Source organism: Variovorax sp. YR634, from assembly GCF_900106655.1.
Taxonomy (GTDB): domain Bacteria; phylum Pseudomonadota; class Gammaproteobacteria; order Burkholderiales; family Burkholderiaceae_C; genus Variovorax.
In genome coordinates, this window is the sequence record NZ_FNOL01000001.1 from 221,374 (window position 1) to 244,085 (window position 22,712).

General features: G+C 65.3%; 19 protein-coding genes. 16 read left to right on the forward strand and 3 right to left on the reverse strand.

Annotated elements, in window-relative coordinates:
- Positions 1–79: 79 nt before the first annotated feature.
- Complete coding sequence (gene msrP, locus BLV60_RS00995; RefSeq protein WP_093048515.1) at positions 80–1,102, forward strand: protein-methionine-sulfoxide reductase catalytic subunit MsrP; 1,023 nt, start codon at positions 80–82, stop codon at positions 1,100–1,102.
- A 28-nt stretch (positions 1,103–1,130) separates the two neighbouring features.
- A complete protein-coding gene (locus BLV60_RS01000; protein ID WP_093048518.1) occupies positions 1,131–1,796 on the forward strand; it encodes a protein-methionine-sulfoxide reductase heme-binding subunit MsrQ in 666 nt (221 codons plus the stop codon).
- Between the two features lie 10 nt (positions 1,797–1,806).
- On the opposite strand, the gene lysA is transcribed toward BLV60_RS01000, so the two are convergent.
- Both lysA and BLV60_RS34580 read right to left on the reverse strand, forming a co-directional pair.
- Entirely contained in the window at positions 1,807–3,081 is a 1,275-nt protein-coding gene (gene lysA / locus BLV60_RS01005; RefSeq protein ID WP_371127343.1) for a diaminopimelate decarboxylase, read from the reverse strand.
- Positions 3,082–3,089: 8 nt separating this feature from the next.
- Entirely contained in the window at positions 3,090–3,380 is a 291-nt protein-coding gene (locus BLV60_RS34580; protein ID WP_093048524.1) for an LPS translocon maturation chaperone LptM, read from the reverse strand.
- A gap of 12 nt (positions 3,381–3,392) precedes the next feature.
- Between BLV60_RS34580 and cyaY the strand changes: the two genes are divergently transcribed.
- Entirely contained in the window at positions 3,393–3,725 is a 333-nt protein-coding gene (cyaY, locus tag BLV60_RS01015; RefSeq protein ID WP_093048527.1) for an iron donor protein CyaY, read from the forward strand.
- Positions 3,726–3,741: 16 nt separating this feature from the next.
- Here cyaY and BLV60_RS01020 read toward each other — a convergent pair whose 3' ends face one another.
- Positions 3,742–6,150: a penicillin-binding protein 1A gene (locus BLV60_RS01020; RefSeq protein ID WP_093048530.1), complete on the reverse strand. Its 2,409-nt coding sequence runs from the start codon at positions 6,148–6,150 to the stop codon at positions 3,742–3,744.
- Between the two features lie 239 nt (positions 6,151–6,389).
- On the opposite strand from BLV60_RS01020, the gene BLV60_RS01025 reads away from it, so the two are divergent.
- From BLV60_RS01025 to BLV60_RS01085, 13 genes are all read left to right on the forward strand, one after another.
- Complete coding sequence (locus BLV60_RS01025) at positions 6,390–7,469, forward strand: pilus assembly protein PilM (protein ID WP_093048533.1); 1,080 nt, start codon at positions 6,390–6,392, stop codon at positions 7,467–7,469.
- Entirely contained in the window at positions 7,466–8,086 is a 621-nt protein-coding gene (locus BLV60_RS01030) for a PilN domain-containing protein (protein ID WP_093048536.1), read from the forward strand. Before BLV60_RS01025 ends, BLV60_RS01030 begins: the two co-directional genes overlap by 4 nt.
- 6 nt (positions 8,087–8,092) lie before the next feature.
- The gene (locus BLV60_RS01035) at positions 8,093–8,770 is read left to right on the forward strand and encodes a type IV pilus inner membrane component PilO (protein WP_093048539.1); all 678 of its coding nucleotides are present in this window, start codon (positions 8,093–8,095) and stop codon (positions 8,768–8,770) included.
- Entirely contained in the window at positions 8,767–9,306 is a 540-nt protein-coding gene (locus BLV60_RS01040) for a pilus assembly protein PilP (RefSeq protein WP_093048542.1), read from the forward strand. The genes BLV60_RS01035 and BLV60_RS01040 overlap by 4 nt, the downstream gene beginning before the upstream one ends.
- The gene (gene pilQ, locus BLV60_RS01045) at positions 9,303–11,459 is read left to right on the forward strand and encodes a type IV pilus secretin PilQ (RefSeq protein WP_093048545.1); all 2,157 of its coding nucleotides are present in this window, start codon (positions 9,303–9,305) and stop codon (positions 11,457–11,459) included. The genes BLV60_RS01040 and pilQ overlap by 4 nt, the downstream gene beginning before the upstream one ends.
- A 23-nt stretch (positions 11,460–11,482) precedes the next feature.
- Entirely contained in the window at positions 11,483–12,031 is a 549-nt protein-coding gene (locus tag BLV60_RS01050; protein WP_093048548.1) for a shikimate kinase, read from the forward strand.
- A gap of 35 nt (positions 12,032–12,066) precedes the next feature.
- The gene (aroB, locus tag BLV60_RS01055) at positions 12,067–13,176 is read left to right on the forward strand and encodes a 3-dehydroquinate synthase (RefSeq protein ID WP_176928688.1); all 1,110 of its coding nucleotides are present in this window, start codon (positions 12,067–12,069) and stop codon (positions 13,174–13,176) included.
- Positions 13,173–14,303, forward strand: coding sequence for a deoxyguanosinetriphosphate triphosphohydrolase (locus BLV60_RS01060; protein ID WP_093048550.1), 1,131 nt, complete (start codon positions 13,173–13,175; stop codon positions 14,301–14,303). Before aroB ends, BLV60_RS01060 begins: the two co-directional genes overlap by 4 nt.
- Positions 14,300–15,559: an MFS transporter gene (locus BLV60_RS01065; RefSeq protein WP_093048552.1), complete on the forward strand. Its 1,260-nt coding sequence runs from the start codon at positions 14,300–14,302 to the stop codon at positions 15,557–15,559. Before BLV60_RS01060 ends, BLV60_RS01065 begins: the two co-directional genes overlap by 4 nt.
- Positions 15,556–16,131, forward strand: coding sequence for a DUF1415 domain-containing protein (locus BLV60_RS01070; RefSeq protein ID WP_093048555.1), 576 nt, complete (start codon positions 15,556–15,558; stop codon positions 16,129–16,131). Before BLV60_RS01065 ends, BLV60_RS01070 begins: the two co-directional genes overlap by 4 nt.
- Positions 16,128–17,021: a class I SAM-dependent methyltransferase gene (locus tag BLV60_RS01075; protein ID WP_093048558.1), complete on the forward strand. Its 894-nt coding sequence runs from the start codon at positions 16,128–16,130 to the stop codon at positions 17,019–17,021. Before BLV60_RS01070 ends, BLV60_RS01075 begins: the two co-directional genes overlap by 4 nt.
- Before the next feature lie 32 nt (positions 17,022–17,053).
- Positions 17,054–17,749, forward strand: a complete 696-nt coding sequence (locus tag BLV60_RS01080; protein ID WP_093048561.1) for a transposase — start codon at positions 17,054–17,056, stop codon at positions 17,747–17,749.
- Positions 17,750–17,935: 186 nt separating this feature from the next.
- The gene (locus BLV60_RS01085) at positions 17,936–22,690 is read left to right on the forward strand and encodes a glutamate synthase-related protein (RefSeq protein ID WP_093048563.1); all 4,755 of its coding nucleotides are present in this window, start codon (positions 17,936–17,938) and stop codon (positions 22,688–22,690) included.
- Positions 22,691–22,712: the final 22 nt, after the last annotated feature.

Genomic DNA, 22,712 nt, shown 5'->3' on the forward strand with positions numbered 1-22,712 from the left:
CGCGCCGCGATGGCGCGTAACCAAATCAGGGTTGGTCACGAACTACCCTGAGCACAACGATTCACGCGAAAGGCCTGTCATGTCGTTCCATCCCCGCCCGATCCGTCGCAACAGCAGCAGCGACAACGGCTTCACCCACCCGCTGTCGAGCGAGATCACGCCGCGCGCCGCCTACGAAAGCCGGCGCGACATGCTGAAGCTCATGGCAGGTGGCGCGGCAGGGGCGGCGCTGGCCGGTTTTGCCTCGCGCGAAGCGTGGGCTCAGGCCGAGCGCCCCAACAAGCTCGCGCCGCTGCCGGGCGCCAAGTCGGCGGTGCCGGGGGCCATGTCGATGGAAAAGCTCACCGACTACAAGGACGCGTCGACCTACAACAACTATTACGAGTTCGGCACCGACAAGGCCGATCCGGCCAAGAATGCCGGCACGCTGAAGACGCGGCCGTGGACCGTGGAGGTCGAAGGCCTGGTCAAGAAGCCGGGCAAGTACGGCATCGAAGACCTGCTCAAGCTCAGCGCGCAGGAAGAGCGCATCTACCGCCTGCGATGTGTCGAAGGCTGGTCGATGGTCATTCCGTGGGTCGGCTATTCGCTGGCCGAGCTGATCAAGAAGGTCGAGCCGCAGGGCAATGCCAAATTCGTCGAGTTCGTGACGTTGGCCGACCCCAAGACCATGCCCTTCGTGGGCTCGCGCGTGCTCGACTGGCCCTACACCGAAGGCCTGCGCATGGACGAAGCGATGCATCCGCTCACGCTGCTTGCCTTCGGCATGTACGGCGAGGTGCTGCCCAACCAGAACGGCGCACCGGTGCGCCTGGTGGTGCCGTGGAAGTACGGTTTCAAGTCGGCCAAGTCGATCGTGAAGATCCGCTTCGTCGAAAAGGAACCGAGCACGGCGTGGAACAAGGCTGCGGCCAACGAGTACGGCTTCTATTCGAACGTGAACCCGAACGTCGACCACCCGCGCTGGAGCCAGGCGACCGAGCGCCGCATCGGCGACGGCGGCGGCCTGTTCGCCAAGCGGCGCAAGACCGAGATGTTCAACGGCTACGAAGCCCAGGTCGGCCAGCTCTATGCGGGCATGGACCTGAAGAAGAACTACTGAGCTTGCCTCTGCACCCGGCCATCGCTCCATGAACAAGCTGCTCATGCATCCGGCGACCAAGCCGGTCATCTTCTTGCTGTGCCTGCTGCCGTTCGCGCGGCTGGCCTACGGCGCGTTCACGGACGGGCTCGGCGCCAACCCTGCCGAGTTCCTGATCCGTGCCACCGGCGACTGGACGCTGCGCTTCATCTGCATCGTGCTGGCAGTGACGCCGCTGCGCGTCATCAGCAAGTGGAACGCGCTTGCGCGCTACCGGCGCATGCTCGGCCTGTTCGCCTACTTCTACGTGGTGCTGCACCTGCTGTGCTACAGCTGGTTCGACATGGGTTTCGAGTGGGGCGACATTGCCAAGGACATCGCGAAGCGACCGTTCATCCTGGTGGGCTTCTCGGCCTTCGTGCTGCTGACGCCGCTGGCGGCCACGTCGTTCAATCGCGCGATCAAGGCGATGGGCGCGAAGCGCTGGCAGATGCTGCACAAGCTGGTCTACGTGATCGCGGGCCTGGGCCTGCTGCACTTCTTCTGGATGCGCGCGGGCAAGAACAACTTCGCCGAAGTGTTCATCTACGTTGCGATCATCGGGGTGCTGCTTGCGTGGCGCGTGTGGAATTTTGCGAGCAAGCGCAAGGCGAAGCCGGCAGCAGGGGCAACAGGCGCGGTGCGCAACAGCGAGAAGCCGCTGCGCACCAACTGACAGACGGCAATCAGCCGTCGATCTCGCTGCGCAGTTGGTCTTCCATCGTCTCGCGACGGCGGATCAGCCTGGCGCTGGCGCCACTTACCAGCACCTCGGCGGCACGGCCGCGCGTGTTGTAGTTGCTGGACATGCTCATGCAGTACGCGCCCGCCGACAGCACCGCCAGCAGGTCGCCCGCCACCACGTTGAGCGCGCGGTCGCGGCCGATCCAGTCGCCGCTTTCGCAGACCGGGCCGACCACGTCGTAGGTCGGCGCGTCGCCAGCGCGCGTGCGCACCGGCACGATGCGCTGGAAGGCCTGGTACATCGCGGGGCGCGGCAGGTCGTTCATGGCCGCGTCGACGATGCAGAAGTTCTTGTCCTCGCCGGGCTTGGTGTAGAGCACCTCGGTCACGCACACGCCGGCATTGCCGACCAGCGAGCGTCCGGGCTCGATCACCAGTTTGCGCTGGCCGAAGCCGCGCGCGTCCAGCTTGGCGAGCAGCTGCTGCCACAGCGCATCGGCCTTGGGCGGCACTTCGCCGTTGTAGTCGATGCCCAGGCCGCCGCCGAAGTCCAGGTGATGGATCGGCACGCCGGCCGCTTCGATTGCCTCGACCAGGTCGAGCACGCGATCGCAGGCGTCGAGGTAGGGCGAGGCTTCGGTGATCTGCGAGCCGATGTGGCAGTCGATACCGACCACTTCCAGGCCCGGCAGCCTTGCAGCATGCCGGTAGGCTTCGACCGCGCGATCGTGCGCGATGCCGAACTTGTTGCCCTTGAGGCCGGTGGAGATGTACGGATGCGTCTTCGGATCGACGTTCGGATTGATGCGAATGCTGATGGGCGCGCGCTTGCCTTCGGCCATCGCCACTTCGTTGAGCACGTCGAGTTCGGCTTCGCTCTCGACGTTGAAGCAGGCGATGCCGGCAGCGAGGGCTTCGCGCATTTCCGCGCGGGTCTTGCCGACGCCCGAGAAGATGATCTTCTTCGGATCGGCGCCCACGGCCAGAACGCGAGCCAGTTCGCCGCCCGAGACGATGTCGAAGCCGCAGCCTGCTTCCGCGAAAACGCGCAGCACGCCGAGCGACGAATTGGCCTTCATTGCATAGCAAATCAGCGCATCGCGACCTTCGAAGCCGCGCTGGTAGGCCGCCAGGGCGTCCAGCATCCACTGCTTCGAGTAGACGAAAAGAGGGGTGCCGTGCTCGCGGGCCAGCGCGTCGAGCGCAACGCCTTCGACGTGCAGCGCGCCATCGCGTTCTGCGATGTGCGGCTGGCCGGGGAGGACGGGGGATGTGATATCGGCGCTCACTTGCGCGGTTCCGTGCTGTTGCTCGCCGGTGCGCTGGCAGCGGCGGCCGGTGCACTCGCGGCAGCCGCTGGTGCGGGCGCAGCCTCGCTGGAGGAGGGTGACGACCGCAAGCTTTCGGGTGTCATCAGCTGCGGCAACGTGGCTCGTCCGGCGGCGGCAGGATCGGTCGGCAGGTACAGCGCACCGCGCTGTCCGCAAGCAACCAGACCGGCAGCGCCTGCGACGAGGCAGACCATGAGCGCAGCGCGGGCGCGGGTGCTCACTAGAATTTGGCGAACGTTCAACATAGCGAAATTGTAATGACCGACACCGAGTACATGGACCGCGCCGAAGCCGCGCTCGCCGCCATCGAGCAAGGCTGCGACCGCATCAACGATGCGACCGACGCTGACATCGACAACCAGAGGGTGGGCGGGATGATCACGATTTCATTTCGCAACGGCAGTCAGTTGATCGTGAATCTGCAAAAGCCCCTGCAGGAAATCTGGCTTGCCGCGCGCTCTGGCGGCTACCACTACCGCCATAACGGCCAAGTCTGGGTCGATACCAAGACCGGGGAAGAATTCTTCGGCAACCTGTCGCGCGAGGCGACCCTGCAGGCAGGCCAGCCGCTGGCGTTCGCGGCTGCCTGATTCTGCGTCTCCGCCGTCAGTTGCGGAAAAGATCGAGGATGCGGTTGCGCTCCTCGGGCGGGGCCGGCGGGCTCACCGGGGCGCCGGTCAGGGCTTCCGCTGGCGCTGCAGGCGTGGACTCCACGCCCAGGCTTGCCACTCCGCGTCCCGGCGCGTAGTCGTCGTAGTACCACTCGCCGCCGACGCTGACGATGCCTGAAGGCGGGTTGGCCGACAGCTCTGTCACCGGCACGCCCTTAATGGCGGTTTCCATATAGGTGATCCAGATCGGCAGGCTCAGGCCGCCGCCGGTTTCGCGGTCGCCCAGGTTGCGCGGTGTGTCGTAGCCGATCCACGAGATGGCCGTCATGGTCGGCTGGAAGCCGGCGAACCAGGCATCGAGCGAGTCGTTGGTGGTGCCGGTCTTGCCGTACAGGTCGGGGCGCTTGAGCATGGCCTGTGCCTTGGCAGCGGTGCCGGCGCGAGCCACGGAATTCAGCAGCGTGTCCATGATGAAGGCGTTGCGCTGGGGAATGGCGCGCAGCGATTCGTTGAGCAGCGGCGGCTGCTTGTCGACCAGCACCTTGTCCTTGTGGTCGGTGATGCGGGTCACGAGGTAGGGGTTGACGCGGTAGCCGCCGTTGGCGAACACCGAATAGCCCACCGCCATCTGCATCGGCGTGACCGAGCCCGCGCCCAGTGCCATGGGCAGGTAGGCCGGGTGCTTGTCCTTGTCGAAGCCGAAGTTGGTGATCCACTCCTGCGCGTAGCGCGTGCCGATGGACTGCAGGATGCGGATCGACACGAGATTCTTCGACTTCATCAGCGCGGTGCGCATCGACATCGGACCGTCGTAGCCGCCGCCGTAGTTCTTGGGCTCCCAGGGCTGGCCGCCGGTGGTGCCGGCGTCGAAGAAGAGGGGGCCGTCGTTGATGACGGTGGCCGGGGTGAAGCCCTTTTCAAGCGCCGCGGAATAGATGAAAGGCTTGAAGCTCGAACCCGGCTGGCGCCAGGCCTGCGTCACGTGGTTGAACTTGTTCTTGCCGAAATCGAAGCCGCCGACCAGTGCCTTGATGGCGCCGTCACGCGGGTCCATGGCGACGAAGGCACCTTCCACCTCGGGCAGCTGCGTGATTTCCCAGGTGTTCTTGGGCGTCTTCACCACGCGAATGACCGCGCCGCGGCGGATCTTGATATTGGGCGGGGCCTTGTCGGAGAGGCCGGACTGCGCGGGCTTGAGGCCGTCGCCGGTGATCTGCACGGGGTCGCCGTTGCCGCGCACGGCGTCGATCTGCTTGGCAGTGGCCTTGAGCACGACCGCTGCCATCACGTCGCCGTTGTCGGGGTGGTCGCTGAGTGCGTCGTCCACCGCCTCGTCGAGTTCCTTGGCGTCGTTCGGCAGATCGACGAACTTCTCGGGGCCGCGATAGATCTGGCGGCGCTCGTAATCCATGATGCCCTTGCGCAGCGCCTTGTAGGCTGCCGCCTGGTCGGCCGCGACCAGCGAGGTGTAGACCTTCAGGCCACGCGTGTAGGTGCTGTCGCCGTACTGGGCGTACATCAGCTGGCGCACGGTTTCCGCGACGTATTCGGCGTGCAGGCGGTTCGGGTCGGCGGCATCGCGCAGATGCAGTTCTTCCTTCTTGGCTTCGGCGGCCTGTTCGGCGGTGATGAAGCCGGCTTCCTGCATGCGGTCGATCACGTAGAACTGGCGGCCGCGTGCACGCTGTGGGTTGTTGACCGGGTTGTTCGCACCCGGCGCCTTCGGCAGGCCGGCCAGCATGGCGGCCTGTGCGATCGTGAGTTCTTGCAGCGGCTTGCCGAAATACGCTTCGGAGGCGGCGGCGAAGCCGTAGGCGCGGTTACCGAGGTAGATCTGGTTCAGGTAGATCTCGAAGATCTGATCCTTGGTGAGCAGGTGCTCCAGCTTGAAGGTCAGCAGCACTTCGTAGATCTTGCGGGTGAGCGTCTTCTCCGAGCTCAGGTAGACGTTGCGTGCTACCTGCATCGTGATGGTCGACGCGCCCTGGCTCTTCACGCGATTCATGTTGGCCAGGCCCGCGCGCACCATGCCCTTGTAGTCCACGCCGCCGTGGTCGTAGAAGCGTGCATCTTCGGCCGCGAGCACGGCGTCTTTCACGACCTTGGGAATGGCGGAAATCGGGGTGAGATTGCGGCGTTCCTCGCCGAATTCGCCGATCAGGGTGCCTTCGGCCGAGAACACCCGCAGCGGCAGCTTGGGCCGGTAGTCGGAGAGTTCGCTGATGTCCGGCAGGTTCGGATACGCGACGGCAAGAGCCACCGCCACCACGCAAAGCACCGCCAGCACACCGGCCGCGGCAATGCCGAAGCCCCAGAAGAAAAAGCGCAACAGCCATTTCAGCCAGGTCGGGCGCTTGGGGGGAGGGGTCTTGGCTGGCCCTTTGGGGCTTGAAGTTTCTTGCATGAGGGGCCGGAGAGTCACCGGACATTATAAAAAGCCGTCCTCTTTTCACGATCCGATCTTTGCTGCCCTTGCATCGCCATAATTCAAAAGTTACAAAATGCGGATTTGACGTCAGGTTTTGACAACGCTTCAGGGTTTTGCCCCCCGGCGCTGCTTGGTTGCCGCTACGCCTGCTGCTAGCATGCAACCGAACGCACATTTTTCTATTGGTTACAAATACAGGGGGAGAGGGACTTAACTTGGCTGCTCTTGGATCATTGTTTCGTCGTCAGAACGCTCCCCTGCTTGGGCTGGATGTCAGTTCGTCCAGCGTCAAGCTGGTCGAGCTCGGCCGCGAGGCCAGCGGCAAGCTGGTCCTGGAACGCTGTGCCATCGAGCCCCTGGAACGTGGCTGGATCACTGACGGCAACGTCGAGAAATTCGACGAGGTGGCGGAAGCCGTCCGGCGCGTCGTCCGCAAGAGCGGCACGCGCACGCGCAATGTGGCGCTTGCACTGCCGCCGTCGGCCGTGATCACCAAGAAGATCATTCTTCCGGGCGGCATGAGCGAGCAGGAGCTCGAGATTCAAGTCGAGTCCGAAGCCAACCAGTACATCCCGTTCTCGCTGGACGAAGTCAGTCTCGACTTCTGCGTCACGGGGCCGAGCGCCACGTCCGCCGGCGACGTGGAAGTGCTGATTGCCGCGTCCCGCAAGGAAAAGGTGCAGGATCGCGAAGGCCTGGCGGAAGCCGCCGGCCTGAAGGCGATGATCCTCGACGTCGAGTCTTATGCCTCACGCTTAGCCACCGCCCGCCTGATCGAGCAACTGCCTGGCAAGGGCGTGGATTCGATCGTGGCGCTCTTCGAAGTGGGTGCCTTTACCACCAGCATGCAGGTGCTGCGCAATCAGGAAGTGCTGTACGACCGCGATCAGGCGTTCGGCGGCGCGCAACTCACTCAACTGATCGTGCGCCAGTACGGTTTTTCCGCTGAAGAAGCCGAAGCCAAAAAGCGCAGCGGCGATCTGCCCGACGACTACGGTTCCGGTGTGCTCAAGCCTTTTGTGGAAGGCATCGCGCAGGAAATCGCGCGTGCGCTCCAGTTCTTCTTTACGAGCACGCCGCACAATCGTGTCGACTACGTGTTGCTGGCGGGTGGATCGGCATCGCTGCCGGGCCTGACCAACGCCGTGACGCGACAGACCTCGTTCGCCTGCTCGCTCCTGAATCCCTTCGACGGCATGGACTTCAGTTCGAACATCCGCGAGAAGAAGGTTCGTCGCGAGGCGCCGTCCTATCTGACCTCTTGCGGGTTGGCCATGCGGAGGTTCCTGCAGTGATCCTCATCAATCTGCTTCCGCACCGCGAAGCTGCACGCAAGCGGCGGCGCGAGGCTTTCTTTGGCACATTGGGCGCCGCAGCGGTGCTCGGTCTTCTGATTGCTGGCTTGGGCTACCTCTGGTTCGAAGCCCAGATCGCGGCGCAGCAGTCGAAGAACAGCTTTCTCTCGGCCGAGATCAAGAAGCTCGAGGTCGAGATCAAGGAAATCTCGACGCTGCAGGAAGAAATCGCAGCGCTGCGCGCGCGCCAGCAGGCCGTCGAAGACCTGCAGGGCGACCGTAACCTGCCTGTGCACCTGCTCAACGAACTGGTCCGGCAACTGCCCGATGGCGTCTACCTGACCAGCATGAAGCAGGACAACCAGACGGTCACGCTGCAAGGCATGGCCCAGTCGAACGAGCGGGTCTCGGAGTTGCTGCGCAACCTGGGCAACAACAGCCCATGGCTCGTGAAGCCGGAGCTGGTCGAAATCACGTCGGCAAACGTGAACCTGAATCCGCGCGACCAGCGCCGCGTGGCGAACTTCACGATGCGCATTGGCCTGAAACGCCCCACCGATGCTCAAAAGGCCGCTGCCGAAAAGGCCTTGGCCGCAACGGCGCAATCCAAGGGGTAACCGATCATGGCAAGCAATCGCCCCTCCCAAAAAATAGATGTCGGCGCTGCGCTGCAGCGTTTCGGCGAACAGTTCCGCGGGCTCAACCCGAACGATCCGTCGATGTGGCCGCCGGTGCCCCGGTACGCGCTCTGCCTGGCGGTCACCGCGCTGGTACTGGTCGCCCTGTGGTTTGTCTGGCTGACCAATTCGAACGACGAGCTCGAAAGCGAACGTTCCAAGGAAGTTGCGCTCAAGGCCGATTACCAGAAAAAGGTGGCCCAGGCAGCGAACCTCGAACTGCTGAAGAAGCAGCGCGAACAGGTGCAGCAGTACGTGACCCTGCTCGAGAAGCAGTTGCCCAGCAAGGCTGAAATGGACGCTTTGCTGTCGGACATCAACCAGGCAGGCCTTGGCCGCAGCCTTCAATTCGAGTTGTTCCGTCCTGGCACAGTGTCGGTCAAGGATTACTACGCCGAACTGCCGATCGCCGTCCGCGTGACTGGGCGGTATCACGACATGGGCGCCTTCGTGGCCGATGTCGCTGGTCTCTCGCGCATCGTGACGTTGAACAACATCACCGTCACCCCGCAAAAGGACAAGGACGTGCTGACGATGGACACCACCGCACGCACCTTCCGCTACCTCGATGATGACGAGCGGGCTGCACAGAAGCGCGCCGCTGCGCCGAAGGCGAAGAAATGAAGATCGCCGCCAAAGTACTGTGGCTGACGATGGCCGCGTTGGGGCTGAGCGCCTGCGACTCGGGCCAGGACGACCTGCAACGCTGGATGGCCGAACAGCGCGCCCAGGTGAAGCCTTCGGTGCCGCCCATTTCCGAGCCCAAGAAGTTCACGCCGCAGGCCTATACCGAAGCCTCGTCGTTCGAACCTTTCAACATCCTGAAGCTGACGCAGGCACTGCGCCGCGACTCGAACCAGCCGAGCACGTCGGAGCTGATCGCGCCCGAACTGGCACGCCGCAAGGAGGCGCTCGAAGCCTTCCCGCTCGACTCGATGGCGATGGTCGGCAGCATGAATCGCAACGGCCAGCCGGTGGCGCTGGTCCGTGTCGACAAGCTGCTCTACAAGGTGCGCGTCGGCGAATACCTGGGACTCAACTACGGGCGCATTACCCGTATCAACGAAACCGAAGTCGCCTTGCGTGAAATCGTGCAAGACGCCGCCGGTGAATGGATCGAACGCGTCGCGACGCTGCAGCTGCAAGAGAGTGCGAAATGAACCAAAACAAATCAACGATGGCACAGTGGCTGCGCGCTGCCGGCCTGGGTCTGCTGGCCTTCGGTGCATTGGCCGTGGCCCATGCGCAAAACGCCATCGAGGCCGTGACCAGCTCGACACAGTCCGGTGCGGAAGTGATCCGCATCGACCTTGCGCAGCCGCTCACCGCGGTGCCCGCCGGGTTTGCCGTGCAAACGCCGGCTCGCATTGCGCTCGATTTCCCGGGTGTCACGAATGCCATCGGCCGCTCTGCCATCGAAGTGAACCAGGGCAACCTGCGCTCGGTGAACGTGGTTCAGGCTGGTGAACGTAGCCGGGTGGTGTTGAACCTGAAGCAGGCGACTGCGTACAAGGCCGAGATCCAGGGCAAGTCGCTGCTGGTCATTCTCGAACCGGTGGCCGGTTCGGCGCTTGTCACGTCTGCCGCCACGACTTTCGCGGAAAACCGCAACCGGGACATGTTGCCGTTGCGCGACGTCGACTTCCGCCTCGGTGCCGACAGCACGGGCCGCGTCATCGTCGATCTTCCGAATAATCAGGTCGGTGTCGACGTCAAGCAGCAAGGCAAGAACCTCGTTGTGGAGTTCACCAAGTCGACGCTGCCAGAGGGGCTGCGCCGCCGCCTCGACGTGGCCGACTTCGGAACGCCGGTCCAGCTGATCACCTCGCAGCAATCGGGCGACCGTGTCCGCATGACGATCGAAGCCAAGGGCGACTGGGAGCACAGCGCCTACCAGAGCGAGAACCAGTTCGTGGTCGAAGTTCGCGCCCGCAAGGTCGATCCGACCAAGCTGACGCAAGGCGTCGGCTACAACGGCGAGAAACTGTCGCTCAACTTCCAGAACATCGAAATCCGTTCGCTGCTGCAGGTGATTGCCGATTTCACGAACTTCAACATCGTGACTTCGGATTCGGTGAACGGCGCACTGACGCTGCGACTGAAGGACGTGCCCTGGGACCAGGCGCTCGACATCATCATGCAGGCGAAGAACCTGGGCATGCGCAAGAACGGCAGCGTGCTGTGGATCGCGCCCAAGGATGAAATCAACGCCAAGGAAAAGCTCGAATTCGAGGCCAAGGCCGCGATCGAGAATCTGGAGCCGCTGCGCACCCAGTCGTTCCAGCTCAACTACACCAAGGCGATTGCCATCGCGCAGGGGTTGACGGGCACGGGTGCTTCATCGGGCGGTGGCGGTGGCGGTGGCGGCGGTACGACGACGCGCATCCTGAGTCCCCGCGGCAGCGTCATCGCCGAGTCGCGCACCAACCAGCTCTTCGTGTCGGACATCCCGTCGCGCCTGGCTCAGGTGACCGAGTTGATCCAGAAGCTGGACATCCCGGTTCGCCAAGTGCTGATCGAAGCCCGGATCGTTGAAGCCTCTGACACCTTCGGCAAGTCGCTCGGTGTGCGACTGGGCGGCGGTATCTCGGGCGAGCGCTTTGCCTCGTCCGCTGGGAATCGGGCCTATGGCAACGTTGGCGTAATGCCCGTCGTCACGGCGGGCACCAACGGTGGCGCCAGCACTGCCACCACCACTTGGACTAATTCCAACTTCATCAACCTCCCGGCAGGCGATGCAGGCGGTACCGGCAACGCGGCGGGCACCTTCGCGATCTCGCTCTTCAATTCGAGCTTCTCGCGCATGCTGAACCTCGAAATCTCGGCGCTCGAAGCCGACGGCAAGGGCAAGCTGGTGTCCAGCCCCCGTGTCATCACGGCCGACCAGACCAAGGCGCTGATCGAGCAGGGTGAAGAAATCCCGTACCAGCAGGCCACGTCCAGCGGTGCTACCTCGATCTCGTTCCGCAAGGCGGTGCTGAAGCTCGAAGTCACGCCGCAGATCACGCCGGAAGGCAACATCATCCTGACGCTGGACGTGAGCAAGGACGCCCGCGGCGTGAATACCTCGGCGGGTCCAGCGATCAACACCAAGCACGTGCAAACCGAGGTGCTGGTGGAGAACGGCGGCACGGTCGTCATCGGTGGTATCTTCGAGCTCACCGAAACCAATGACGAATCGCGCGTGCCGGTGCTGGGTGAAGTGCCCTACCTGGGGGCACTGTTCCGCAAGCGCGAACGCGTTGCCAACAAGACCGAAATGCTCGTCTTTATCACCCCGAAGATGATTACCGACCGCAACGCCGCGCGCTGACGCGCGGGCGTAGCAGCCACCGCGTGGCGGTCGCACTCGTCGGCTTGCCCGGCGCCGGAAAATCCGCAGTGGGCCGGCGCCTGGGGATGCGGCTGGACCTTCCGTTCATCGACACCGATCACGTGATCGAGCAGCGCATAGGCTGCTCGATCCGCGATTACTTCGAGCGCGAGGGCGAAGTAGCCTTTCGGGATCTCGAACAAACCGTGATCGCCGACCTGGCCGCCAATGCCCAGGGCGTGCTGGCGACCGGAGGCGGCGCGGTGCTGCGGGAGGCCAACCGCACCCAGTTGCGCGATCACTTCCACGTGATCTACCTGCGCTCCTCCCCTGAAGACCTGTTCCGGCGCCTGCGCCACGACGTCAAGCGGCCCCTGCTGCAGGTGGCCGACCCGCTGGGCCGGCTGCGCGAGCTGCACGATGCGCGCGACCCGTTCTACCGGGAAACGGCCCACGACGTGGTCGATACAGGCCGCCCGTCGATCGCCATGCTGGTGAACATCATCGTGATGCAGCTCGAATTGGCAGGTGTCGTCGAGCCGGGCGCCCATCCCGAAGAGCCCCCCGCCTGAGCCTGTCTGGGCCGCAGCGCCTAAACTCGCTGCCCATGTCCTTGCCCGTACTTTCCGCTTCGCCAGAACGCGTCGACATCCAACTCGGCGACCGCAGCTACCCGATCCTGATCGGTACCGGCCTGCTGGACGACCCCAAGAGCTTTGCCGTCACGCCCGCCGCGGCCACGGCCCTGATCGTCAGCAACACCACAGTGGCGCCGCTTTACGCCAAGGCGCTGCAGGCCTCCCTGGCGGGCCGTTTCCGTACCGTGCACTTGCTCGAGTTGCCCGACGGCGAGGTCTACAAGAACCTGCAGACCCTGAACCTGATCTTCGATGACCTGCTGGGCCATGGCAGTGACCGCAAGACCGTGCTGTTCGCCCTGGGTGGTGGCGTGGTGGGCGACATGACCGGCTTCGCCGCCGCCAGCTACATGCGCGGCGTGCCGTTTGTGCAGGTGCCGACCACGCTGCTGGCGCAGGTCGATTCCTCGGTCGGCGGCAAGACGGCCATCAACCACCCGCTTGGCAAGAACATGATCGGCGCGTTCTACCAGCCGCAGCTCGTCGTGTGCGATCTGTCCACGCTGCAGACGCTCCCCCCGCGCGAACTGAGTGCCGGCCTGGCCGAAGTCATCAAGTACGGCCCGATCCACGACATGGCGTTCTTCGACTGGATCGAGGCGAACATCGAGGCCCTCGTCGCAAGAGACCCGGCCGCGCTGGCCTACGCCGTCAAGCGCAGCTGCGAGATCAAGGCGCTGGTGGTCGGCCAGGACGAGCGCGAAACCGGCCTGCGCGCGATCCTCAATTTCGGCCACACCTTCGGCCACGCGATCGAATCGGGCCTCGGCTATGGCGAATGGCTGCACGGCGAGGCCGTCGGCTGCGGCATGGTCATGGCAGCGCACCTGTCGCAGCGGCTCGGCGGCGTCGATGCTGCCTTCGTCGAGCGGCTCACGCGCCTGATCGAGCGCGCCGGCCTGCCGATCGTCGGCCCCGCGCTGGGAGCCGAGCGCTATCTGGAGCTGATGCGCGTCGACAAGAAATCGGAAGCCGGCGAGATCCGCTTCGTGGTGATCGACCGACCCGGCTCCGCCGTGGTCCGCAGCGCGCCCGACGCGCTGGTGCGCGAAGTGCTCGCGCAGTGCTGCGCGGGATGAGCCTCGCGGCCTATGCCTGCCTGCCCGCGCAGTCGCGCGGCCGTCGGCATGCCGAGCCGCCCGCGCCCACGCGCGATGCCTTCCAGCGCGACCGCGACCGCATCGTGCATTCCACGGCCTTTCGCCGGCTGGTCTACAAGACACAGGTGTTCCTGAACCACGAGGGCGACCTGTTCCGCACCCGGCTCACGCACTCGCTGGAAGTCGCCCAACTGGGCCGTTCGATCGCCCGGGCCCTGCGGATCAACGAGGACCTGGTCGAGGCGATAGCCCTGGCGCACGACCTGGGCCACACGCCCTTCGGACACGCAGGCCAGGACGCGCTCAACGACTGCATGGCCGGGCACGGCGGCTTCGAGCACAACCTGCAGAGCCTGCGCGTGGTCGATGCGCTGGAGCACCGCTATCCGCAGTACGACGGACTGAATCTCAGCTTCGAGACCCGCGAGGGCATCCTCAAGCACTGCTCCCGCGCGAATGCGGAGCGTCTGGAGGCGGCCGAGCCCAACGGCGTGGCCCGGCGGTTTCTCGACCGTACGCAGCCGGGGCTGGAGGCGCAGCTGTGCAACCTCGCCGACGCCATCGCCTATAACGCCCACGACATCGACGACGGCGTGCGCTCGGGGCTCATCAGCGTCGAGCAACTGTCCGAGGTCGAGCTGTTCGAGCGCCATCGCCGTGAGGCGCTTGCCGAGCATCCGCAGTTGCAGGGCCGGCGCGTGCTCTACGAAACCATCCGGCGCATGCTGAGCGCGCAGGTCTACGACGTGATCGACGCGACGCGCGCGGCGCTCGAAGCCCTCGCGCCGGTCGATGCCGACGCGGTGCGCAAGGCCCCGCCTGTCGTCGCGTTCAGCGGCACCATGCAGGCCCAGTCGGAAGACCTCAAGCGTTTTCTCTTCCACAACCTCTATCGGCACCCGCAGGTCACCCAGACCACCGATCAGGCGCGTGACGTGGTGCGGGAGCTGTTCGAGGCCTATCTCGAGCGCGGTGCCGAAATGCCAACTTCCTTCGCCGAGCGCGGCGACAGGCACCGAGCCGTGGCCGACTACATCGCCGGCATGACGGACCGTTTCGCTGTGCGCGAGCACGAGCGGCTCACCGGCCGCCGGGGGATCGCGTGAGTTCCGTCGCAGCACGTCCGCGCGTTCCCGCCGCGGCCTTCGCCGTTCTGCTGGGCGGCGTCAGCGGGGCCTTGCATCTGGGCAAGCTGCCGCCTGCCGTGCCGGCGCTGCAGGCATCGCTCGGCATCGGCCTGGTCGAGGCGGGATTCCTGTTGTCACTGGTTCAGGTCGCGAGCATGACCCTGGGGCTGCTGGTCGGGCTTGCGGCAGACACCATCGGCCTGCGCCGCAGCATGCTGACGGGGCTGTTCGTGCTGACGGTCGCGAGCCTGCTGGGTGGCCTGGTCGGCACCAGCGCGGACGGTGGTGTGCATGCTGTGCAATGGCTGCTTCTGCTGCGCGGCATCGAAGGCATCGGCTTCCTGCTGGCGGTCATGCCGGGACCGGGGTTGATCCGCGCCTTGACCCCGCCGGGCGCGGACAAGGCAGCGCTGGGCCTCTGGGGCGCCTACATGCCGCTCGGCGTGGCCCTTGCGCTGCTGCTTGGGCCCGCCCTGATCGCCTGGGGCGGTTGGACGGGCTGGTGGTGGGCGCTGTCGGTCGTGTCGGCTGGTGCTGCGCTCTGGGTGTGGACGGTCGTGCCTGGTGATCGCACCCGCCAGGCGGCGGCAGGCCAGCCCAGCGAAGGCTGGTCATCGCGCCTGCGCGCCACCGTCGGTGCGCGCGCCCCCTGGCTGGTTGCGCTGACGTTCGCCGTGTACTCGTCGCAGTGGATGGCTGTCATCGGCTTCCTGCCCGCCATCTATGCGGGTGCGGGCGTGCCGGCTGCCTGGAACGCGGTGCTCACCGCGCTCGCAGCCGCCATGAATATCGTCGGCAACATCGCGGGTGGCCGCTGGCTGCAGCGCGGCGTGGCGCCCGAACGCCTGCTGCAACTCGGTTTCCTGACGATGGCGCTGGGCGGCGTGGCCGCCTTCGCGCAAACAGGGCAGGGCGCCGACGCCTTGGGCCTGCCACCCGCGCTGCGCTACATCGCCGTCTGCGCCTTCTCGCTGGGCGGTGGCATGGTGCCGGCCACGCTGTTCCTGCTGGGGGTGCGGCTGGCACCCGGGCCCACCACCGTGTCGACGACCGTCGGCCTCATGCAGCAGGCATCGTCGCTTGGCCAGTTCCTGGCTCCGCCTGCGGTGGCGTGGCTGGCCCACCGCGTTGGCGGCTGGCACTGGACCTGGATGGCCACGCTGGCCTGTTCGTTGGCCGGCATGGCGATCGCGCGGCGACTGGGGCGGATTCGCCCTGCGGCGGAGATGGCATGACCCATCCGACGACAATTGCAGCCGCCCAGGCCGAAGCCGACACGCGGCGCTGGCTCGAACGCGCGGTGATCGGCCTCAACCTGTGCCCGTTCGCAAAGGCCGTGCACGTGAAGGCACAGATCCACTACGCCGTGTACGAACCCGCCGAAGCGGCCGACCTGATGGACGCGCTGCTGGCCGAAGCCAAAGACCTCGCAGCGCTCGACGCCGCCGTGCGCGACACCACACTTCTGATTGCACCGAATACCTTGGCCGATTTCCTGGACTTCAACGATTTCACGGCGCGTGCCGAACGCCGGCTTGCGCGCGCCGGTTTCGACGGCGTGTTCCAGCTGGCGAGCTTTCATCCGCAGTTCCAGTTCGCCGGCACCGAAGCCGACGACCTCGGCAACGCCACCAACCGCGCGCCATACCCCACGCTGCACCTGCTGCGCGAGGACAGCGTGAGCCGCGCGGTCCAGGCGTTCCCCGAGGCGGAGGCCATCTTCGAGCGCAACATCGACACGCTCGAAGCGCTGGGGTCCGATGGCTGGTTAGCTCTCGACGTCGGCCCCGGGAGTGCCAGGCCATGAACACCAAAGCCGCATCGAAACCGGTGACGAAGACGAACAAGGCCGCCAAGGCTGATGCCGAACTGGCCGATGCCCTGCGCCCTGGCCAGTCCGTCGAGCTGCTCAAGGAACTGCACATCCTCACCCGCGAGGGGCGCCTCAACCAGGACTCGCGGCGCAAGCTCAAGCAGGTCTACCACTTGTTCCAGTTCATCGAGCAACTGCTGCGCGAGCTGCCGGAAGAGGGCGCAGGCGCCACGCTGGCCGACCATGGCGCGGGCAAGTCGTACCTCGGCTTCATCATCTACGACCTGTTCTTCCGGGCACGGCAGGGCAGCAGCGGCCATGTCTACGGCATCGAGACGCGTGGCGAACTGGTCGAGCGCTCACGCGCACTGGCGCAGCGGCTGGGCTTCGACCGCATGTCGTTCCTGAATCTCACCGTGGCCGAATCGGCGCAGGCAAGCGAGCTGCCGGAGCAGATCGACGTGGTCACCGCGCTGCACGCCTGCGACACCGCCACCGACGATGCCATCGCCTTCGGCCTCGCCAAGAAGGCGCGCTGCATGGTGCTCGTGCCCTGCTGCCAGGCCGAAGTGGCCGCCTGCCTGCGTGAAACCAAGGCGCTGGCGCTTTCGCGCACGCCGCTGGCCGAGCTGTGGCGCCATCCGCTGCACACGCGCGAAATCGGCAGCCAGCTCACCAACGTGCTTCGCTGCCTGTATCTCGAAGCCAACGGCTACAGCGTCACCGTGACCGAACTGGTCGGCTGGGAGCACAGCATGAAGAACGAACTGATCCTGGCGCGCTACACCGGCCAGCGCAAGGCGAGTGCGGCGACGCGGCTGCGCGAGTTGCTGGCGCAGTTCGGGCTCGACACGCTGGGCGACACGCGCTTCCGTCTCGCCTGAGCGCCGGCGCGCAACTCGCGTCTGCAGACCCCATGGCCCGTCTTCCCCGCCTCACGCTGGCCGACATGCCGCACCACGTGATCCAGCGCGGCAACAACCGCCAGCCGATCTTCATGGACCGCGCGGATCACGAGAAGCTGCTCGCGCTGCTGGCCGAAAACGCCACGCGCTTCGGTATCGCGCTGCATGCCTATGTGCTGATGGACAACCACTTTCATCTGCTGGCCACGCCCAACAGCACCACCGGCCTGCCGCAGTTCATGCAATCGGTAGGCCGCAGCTACGTGCGCTACTTCAACGACCGCCACGGCCGCAGCGGCACGCTGTGGGAGGGGCGCTACCGGTCGACGTTGATCCAGACCGACCGCTACCTGCTGACCTGCATGGCCTACATAGACCTCAACCCGGTGCGAGCGGGCATGGTGGCCGATGCGCGCGACTTCCCATGGTCCAGCCACGGTCACTACGCCGGCTTGCGGCATGACCGGCTGCTGACGCCCCATCCGCTGTATTGGGAGCTCGGCAACACGCCGTTCGCGCGGGAGGCTGCGTATGTCGAGTTGGTGCGCGGCGGGGTACGCGCGGCCGACCAGAGCGCGCTGACCGAAGCCACCTTGCGCGGCTGGGCTGCCGGTGACGACGATTTTCTCGATGGCCTGCAGAAGTCCACCGACCGCCGCGTGGTCAAAGCCAAGGCCGGCCGGCCGCCTTCGAACACCTCATCCTGAGCTGAAAAGCAGCACCAATCTATTGTGCTGCCTGGTCTTTTTGCTCCTGTTTTTGATATGTCCCTAATTTAATTCCGAGCAGAAAACTCAACATTTAATAAGAATCTGACCCCTATTAAAGTGTTTGGCATTCTTTGTGCATCGCAATATGCTCCCTTTCCCTGCGAAAACTGAAGGAGCGCGCCCATGACGACGGCTGCCGAGATTCAACATCTCCAAGAACACGGTCTGTATTCCGGTGCCGACGAGCACGATGCCTGCGGCGTCGGCTTCGTTGCACACATCAAGGGCGAAAAAAGCCATGCCATCGTGCTGCAGGGCTTGAAGATCCTCGAAAACCTCGACCATCGCGGCGCAGTGGGCGCTGACAAGCTGATGGGCGACGGCGCCGGCATCCTGATCCAGCTGCCCGACCACCTGTACCGCGAAGAAATGGCGAAGCAGGGCGTCACGCTGCCCCCGCCGGGCGAGTACGGCGTCGGCATGATCTTCCTGCCGAAGGAACACGCCTCGCGCGAAGCCTGCGAACAAGAGATGGAACGCGCCATCAAGGCCGAAGGCCAGGTGCTGCTCGGCTGGCGCGATGTGCCGGTCAACCGCGACATGCCCATGTCGCCCACCGTGCGCGAAAAGGAGCCGCTGCTGCGCCAGGTCTTCATCGGCCGCGGCAACGACGTGATCGTGCAGGATGCGTTGGAGCGCAAGCTCTACGTGATCCGCAAGACCGCCAGCGCCAACATCCAGCGCCTGAAGCTCAAGCACAGCAAGGAATACTACGTTCCCAGCATGTCGAGCCGCACCGTGGTCTACAAGGGCCTGCTGCTGGCCGACCAGGTCGGTACCTACTACCTCGACCTGCAGGACAAGCGCTGCGTCTCGGCCCTGGGCCTGGTGCACCAGCGCTTCTCGACCAACACCTTCCCCGAGTGGCCGCTGGCCCACCCGTACCGCTACGTCGCCCACAACGGCGAAATCAACACGGTCAAGGGCAACTACAACTGGATGAAGGCCCGCGAAGGCGTGATGTCGTCGCCGGTTCTGGGCGCCGACCTGCAGAAGCTCTACCCCATCAGCTTCGCCGGCCAGTCCGACACCGCCACCTTCGACAACTGCCTCGAGCTGCTGACGATGGCCGGCTACCCCATCAGCCAGGCCGTGATGATGATGATTCCCGAGCCCTGGGAGCAGCACGCCACCATGGACCCGCGCCGCCGCGCGTTCTATGAGTACCACGCTGCCATGCTCGAGCCGTGGGACGGCCCGGCCTCCATCGTCTTCACCGACGGCCGCCAGATCGGCGCCACGCTCGACCGCAACGGCCTGCGCCCGTCGCGCTACTGCGTGACCGACGACGACCTGGTCATCATGGCCTCTGAGTCCGGCGTGCTGCCCGTGCCCGAGCAGAAGATCGTGCGCAAGTGGCGCCTGCAGCCCGGCAAGATGTTCCTCATCGACCTGGAGCAGGGCCGCATGATCGACGACGAGGAGGTCAAGGCCACCCTTGCCAACAGCAAGCCCTACAAGCAGTGGATCGAGAACCTGCGCATCAAGCTCGACAGCGTGAAGGCCGAGCCGGTCTCCGCGCCGCTCTCGCAAGTCGCGCTGCTCGATCGTCAGCAGGCCTTCGGCTACACCCAGGAAGACATCAAGTTCCTGATGAGCCCGATGGCGCAGGCTGGCGAAGAAGGCATCGGCTCCATGGGCAACGACAGCCCGCTGGCCGTGCTCTCGAGCAAGAACAAGCCGCTGTACAACTACTTCAAGCAGCTGTTCGCGCAGGTGACGAACCCGCCGATCGACCCGATCCGCGAAGCCATCGTGATGTCGCTGGTGTCCTTCATCGGCCCCAAGCCCAACCTGCTGGACATCAACCAGGTCAACCCACCGATGCGGCTCGAAGTGAGCCAGCCGATCCTCGACTTCGCCGACATGGCGAAGCTGCGCGACATCGGCAAGTACACGCAGGGCAAGTTCAAGAGCTATGCGCTCGACATCACCTACCCGCTCGCCTGGGGTGACGAAGGCGTCGAAGCCAAGCTGGCCTCGCTGTGCGCCGAAGCGGTGGACGCCATCAAGGGCGGCCACAACATCCTGATCGTGAGCGACCGCGGCGTGAGCCCGACGCAAGTGGCCATCCCGGCCGTGCTGGCCCTGTCGGCCGTGCACCAGTACCTCGTTCGCGAAGGCCTGCGCACCACCGCCGGCCTCGTCGTCGAAACCGGCTCGGCGCGCGAAGTGCATCACTTCGGCGTGTTGGCGGGCTACGGCGCCGAAGCCGTGCACCCCTATCTCGCCATGGAAACGCTGGCGGCCATGCACGCAGACCTGCCGGGCGACCTGAGCGCCGACAAGGCGGTCTACAACTACGTGAAGGCCATCGGCAAGGGTCTGTCGAAGATCATGTCGAAGATGGGTGTCAGCACCTACATGAGCTACTGCGGCGCGCAGCTGTTCGAAGCCATCGGCCTGAACAGCGAGACGGTGAACAAGTACTTCACCGGCACCGCCAGCCGCGTGGAAGGCATCGGCGTCTTCGAGATCGCCGAAGAAGCCATCCGCATGCACAAGGCCGCTTTCGGCGACGACCCGGTGCTCTCCAACATGCTCGACGCCGGCGGCGAATACGCCTGGCGCACGCGCGGCGAAGAGCACATGTGGACGCCCGACGCCATCGCCAAGCTGCAGCACAGCACGCGCTCCAACAACTGGAACACGTACAAGGAATACGCGCAGCTCATCAACGACCAGAACCGCCGCCACCTCACGCTGCGCGGCCTGTTCGAGTTCAAGATCGATCCGGCCAAGGCCATTCCGGTGGACGAAGTCGAGTCGGCCGCTGACATCGTCAAGCGCTTCGCTACCGGCGCGATGTCGCTCGGCTCGATCAGCACCGAGGCGCACTCCACGCTCGCCATTGCCATGAACCGCATCGGCGGCAAGAGCAACACCGGCGAAGGCGGCGAAGACCCCGCACGCTACCGCAATGAGCTCAAGGGCATCCCGATCAAGCTGGGCGACACGCTCAAGAGCGTGATCGGCGCCGAAAACGTCGAGGTCGACCTGCCGCTGAAGGACGGCGACTCGCTGCGTTCGCGCATCAAGCAGGTGGCATCGGGCCGCTTCGGCGTCACGGCCGAGTACCTGCATTCGGCCGACCAGATCCAGATCAAGATGGCGCAGGGCGCCAAGCCGGGCGAGGGCGGCCAGCTCCCGGGCGGCAAGGTCACCGAGTACATCGGCAAGCAGCGCTATGCCGTGCCGGGTGTGGGCCTCATTTCGCCGCCGCCGCACCACGACATCTACTCGATCGAAGACCTGGCGCAGCTCATTCACGACCTGAAGAACACCGCGCCGCACGCCAGCATCAGCGTGAAGCTGGTGAGCGAGATCGGCGTCGGCACCATCGCAGCCGGCGTGGCCAAGTGCAAGAGCGACCACGTCGTGATCGCCGGCCATGACGGCGGCACGGGCGCTTCGCCCTGGTCGTCGATCAAGCACGCTGGCAGCCCGTGGGAAATCGGCCTGGCCGAAACGCAGCAGACGCTGGTGCTCAACCGCCTGCGCAGCCGCATCCGCGTGCAGGCCGACGGCCAGATGAAGACCGGCCGCGACGTCGCCATCGGCGCGCTGCTGGGCGCCGACGAGTTCGGCTTTGCGACCGCGCCGCTGGTGGTCGAGGGCTGCATCATGATGCGCAAGTGCCACCTGAACACCTGCCCGGTGGGCGTGGCCACGCAAGACCCGGTGCTGCGCAAGAAGTTCTCGGGCAAGCCCGAGCACGTCGTCAACTACTTCTTCTTCGTTGCCGAGGAAGTGCGCCAGATCATGGCCCAGCTCGGCATCCGCAAGTTCGACGACCTGATCGGCCGCGCCGACCTGCTCGACATGCGCAAGGGCATCGAGCACTGGAAGGCTTCGGGCCTGGACTTCAGCCGCCTGTTCGCACTGCCGAACGTGCCGGCCGACGTGCCGCGCTTCCATGTCGAGAACCAGGACCACGGCCTCGACAAGGCACTGGACGTGAAGCTCATCGAGAAGTCGCGTCCCGCCATCGACAAGGGCGAGAAGGTGCAGTTCATCGAGGTGGCGCGCAACGTCAACCGCTCGGTGGGCGCAATGCTCTCGGGCGCGCTGACCAAGGTGCATCCGCAGGGCCTGCCCGATGACTCGATCCGCATCCAGCTCGAAGGCACGGGTGGGCAGTCGTTCGGCGCCTTCCTGGCGCGCGGCATCACGCTGTACCTGATCGGCGACGCCAACGACTACACCGGCAAGGGCCTTTCGGGCGGCCGCGTGGTGGTGCGCCCCAGCCTCGACTTCCGCGGCGAAGCGGTGCGCAACACCATCGTCGGCAACACCGCGCTGTACGGCGCGACCACCGGCGAGGCCTACCTGTGCGGCGTGGCCGGCGAGCGCTTCGCTGTGCGCCTGTCGGGCGCCACGGCGGTCATCGAAGGCACCGGCGACCACGGTTGCGAATACATGACCGGCGGCACGGTGGCCGTGCTCGGCAAGACGGGCCGCAACTTCGCGGCCGGCATGAGCGGCGGCGTTGCTTTCGTCTACGACGAAGACGGCCAGTTCGCCACGCGCTGCAACCTTTCGATGGTGTCGCTCGACAAGGTGCTGACCTCGGCCGAGCAGACCGCGAGCGTGCATCGCAAGATCTGGCACGGCGGCGTCACCGACGAAGCGCAGCTGAAGAAGCTGCTCGAAGAGCACCACCGCTGGACCGGCAGCAAGCGCGCACGCGAGCTGCTCGACAACTGGGCCGTGTCGCGCACGAAGTTCGTGAAGGTGTTCCCGAACGAATACAAGCGCGCGCTGGCCGAGCTGCACGACCGCAAGGTCGAACTCACCAGCAGCGGCAACAACGCGCACATCGGCCTCGAGCCGCACGCGCTGGCTCCCGCACCGCAAACGGCCCCGGCCGCAGCTTGAAGATCAACCAAAACAGAATGAA

Coding starts and splice junctions, on each gene's coding strand:
- cyaY (WP_093048527.1), top strand. CDS start 3,393: ATGACCGACACCGAGTACATGGACCGCGCCGAAGCCGCGCTCGCCGCC.
- BLV60_RS01080 (WP_093048561.1), top strand. CDS start 17,054: ATGGCCCGTCTTCCCCGCCTCACGCTGGCCGACATGCCGCACCACGTG.
- BLV60_RS34580 (WP_093048524.1), bottom strand. CDS start 3,380: ATGTTGAACGTTCGCCAAATTCTAGTGAGCACCCGCGCCCGCGCTGCG.
- BLV60_RS01070 (WP_093048555.1), top strand. CDS start 15,556: ATGACCCATCCGACGACAATTGCAGCCGCCCAGGCCGAAGCCGACACG.
- aroB (WP_176928688.1), top strand. CDS start 12,067: ATGTCCTTGCCCGTACTTTCCGCTTCGCCAGAACGCGTCGACATCCAA.
- BLV60_RS01085 (WP_093048563.1), top strand. CDS start 17,936: ATGACGACGGCTGCCGAGATTCAACATCTCCAAGAACACGGTCTGTAT.
- msrP (WP_093048515.1), top strand. CDS start 80: ATGTCGTTCCATCCCCGCCCGATCCGTCGCAACAGCAGCAGCGACAAC.
- BLV60_RS01020 (WP_093048530.1), bottom strand. CDS start 6,150: ATGCAAGAAACTTCAAGCCCCAAAGGGCCAGCCAAGACCCCTCCCCCC.
- BLV60_RS01000 (WP_093048518.1), top strand. CDS start 1,131: ATGAACAAGCTGCTCATGCATCCGGCGACCAAGCCGGTCATCTTCTTG.
- BLV60_RS01040 (WP_093048542.1), top strand. CDS start 8,767: ATGAAGATCGCCGCCAAAGTACTGTGGCTGACGATGGCCGCGTTGGGG.
- pilQ (WP_093048545.1), top strand. CDS start 9,303: ATGAACCAAAACAAATCAACGATGGCACAGTGGCTGCGCGCTGCCGGC.
- BLV60_RS01035 (WP_093048539.1), top strand. CDS start 8,093: ATGGCAAGCAATCGCCCCTCCCAAAAAATAGATGTCGGCGCTGCGCTG.
- BLV60_RS01075 (WP_093048558.1), top strand. CDS start 16,128: ATGAACACCAAAGCCGCATCGAAACCGGTGACGAAGACGAACAAGGCC.
- BLV60_RS01060 (WP_093048550.1), top strand. CDS start 13,173: ATGAGCCTCGCGGCCTATGCCTGCCTGCCCGCGCAGTCGCGCGGCCGT.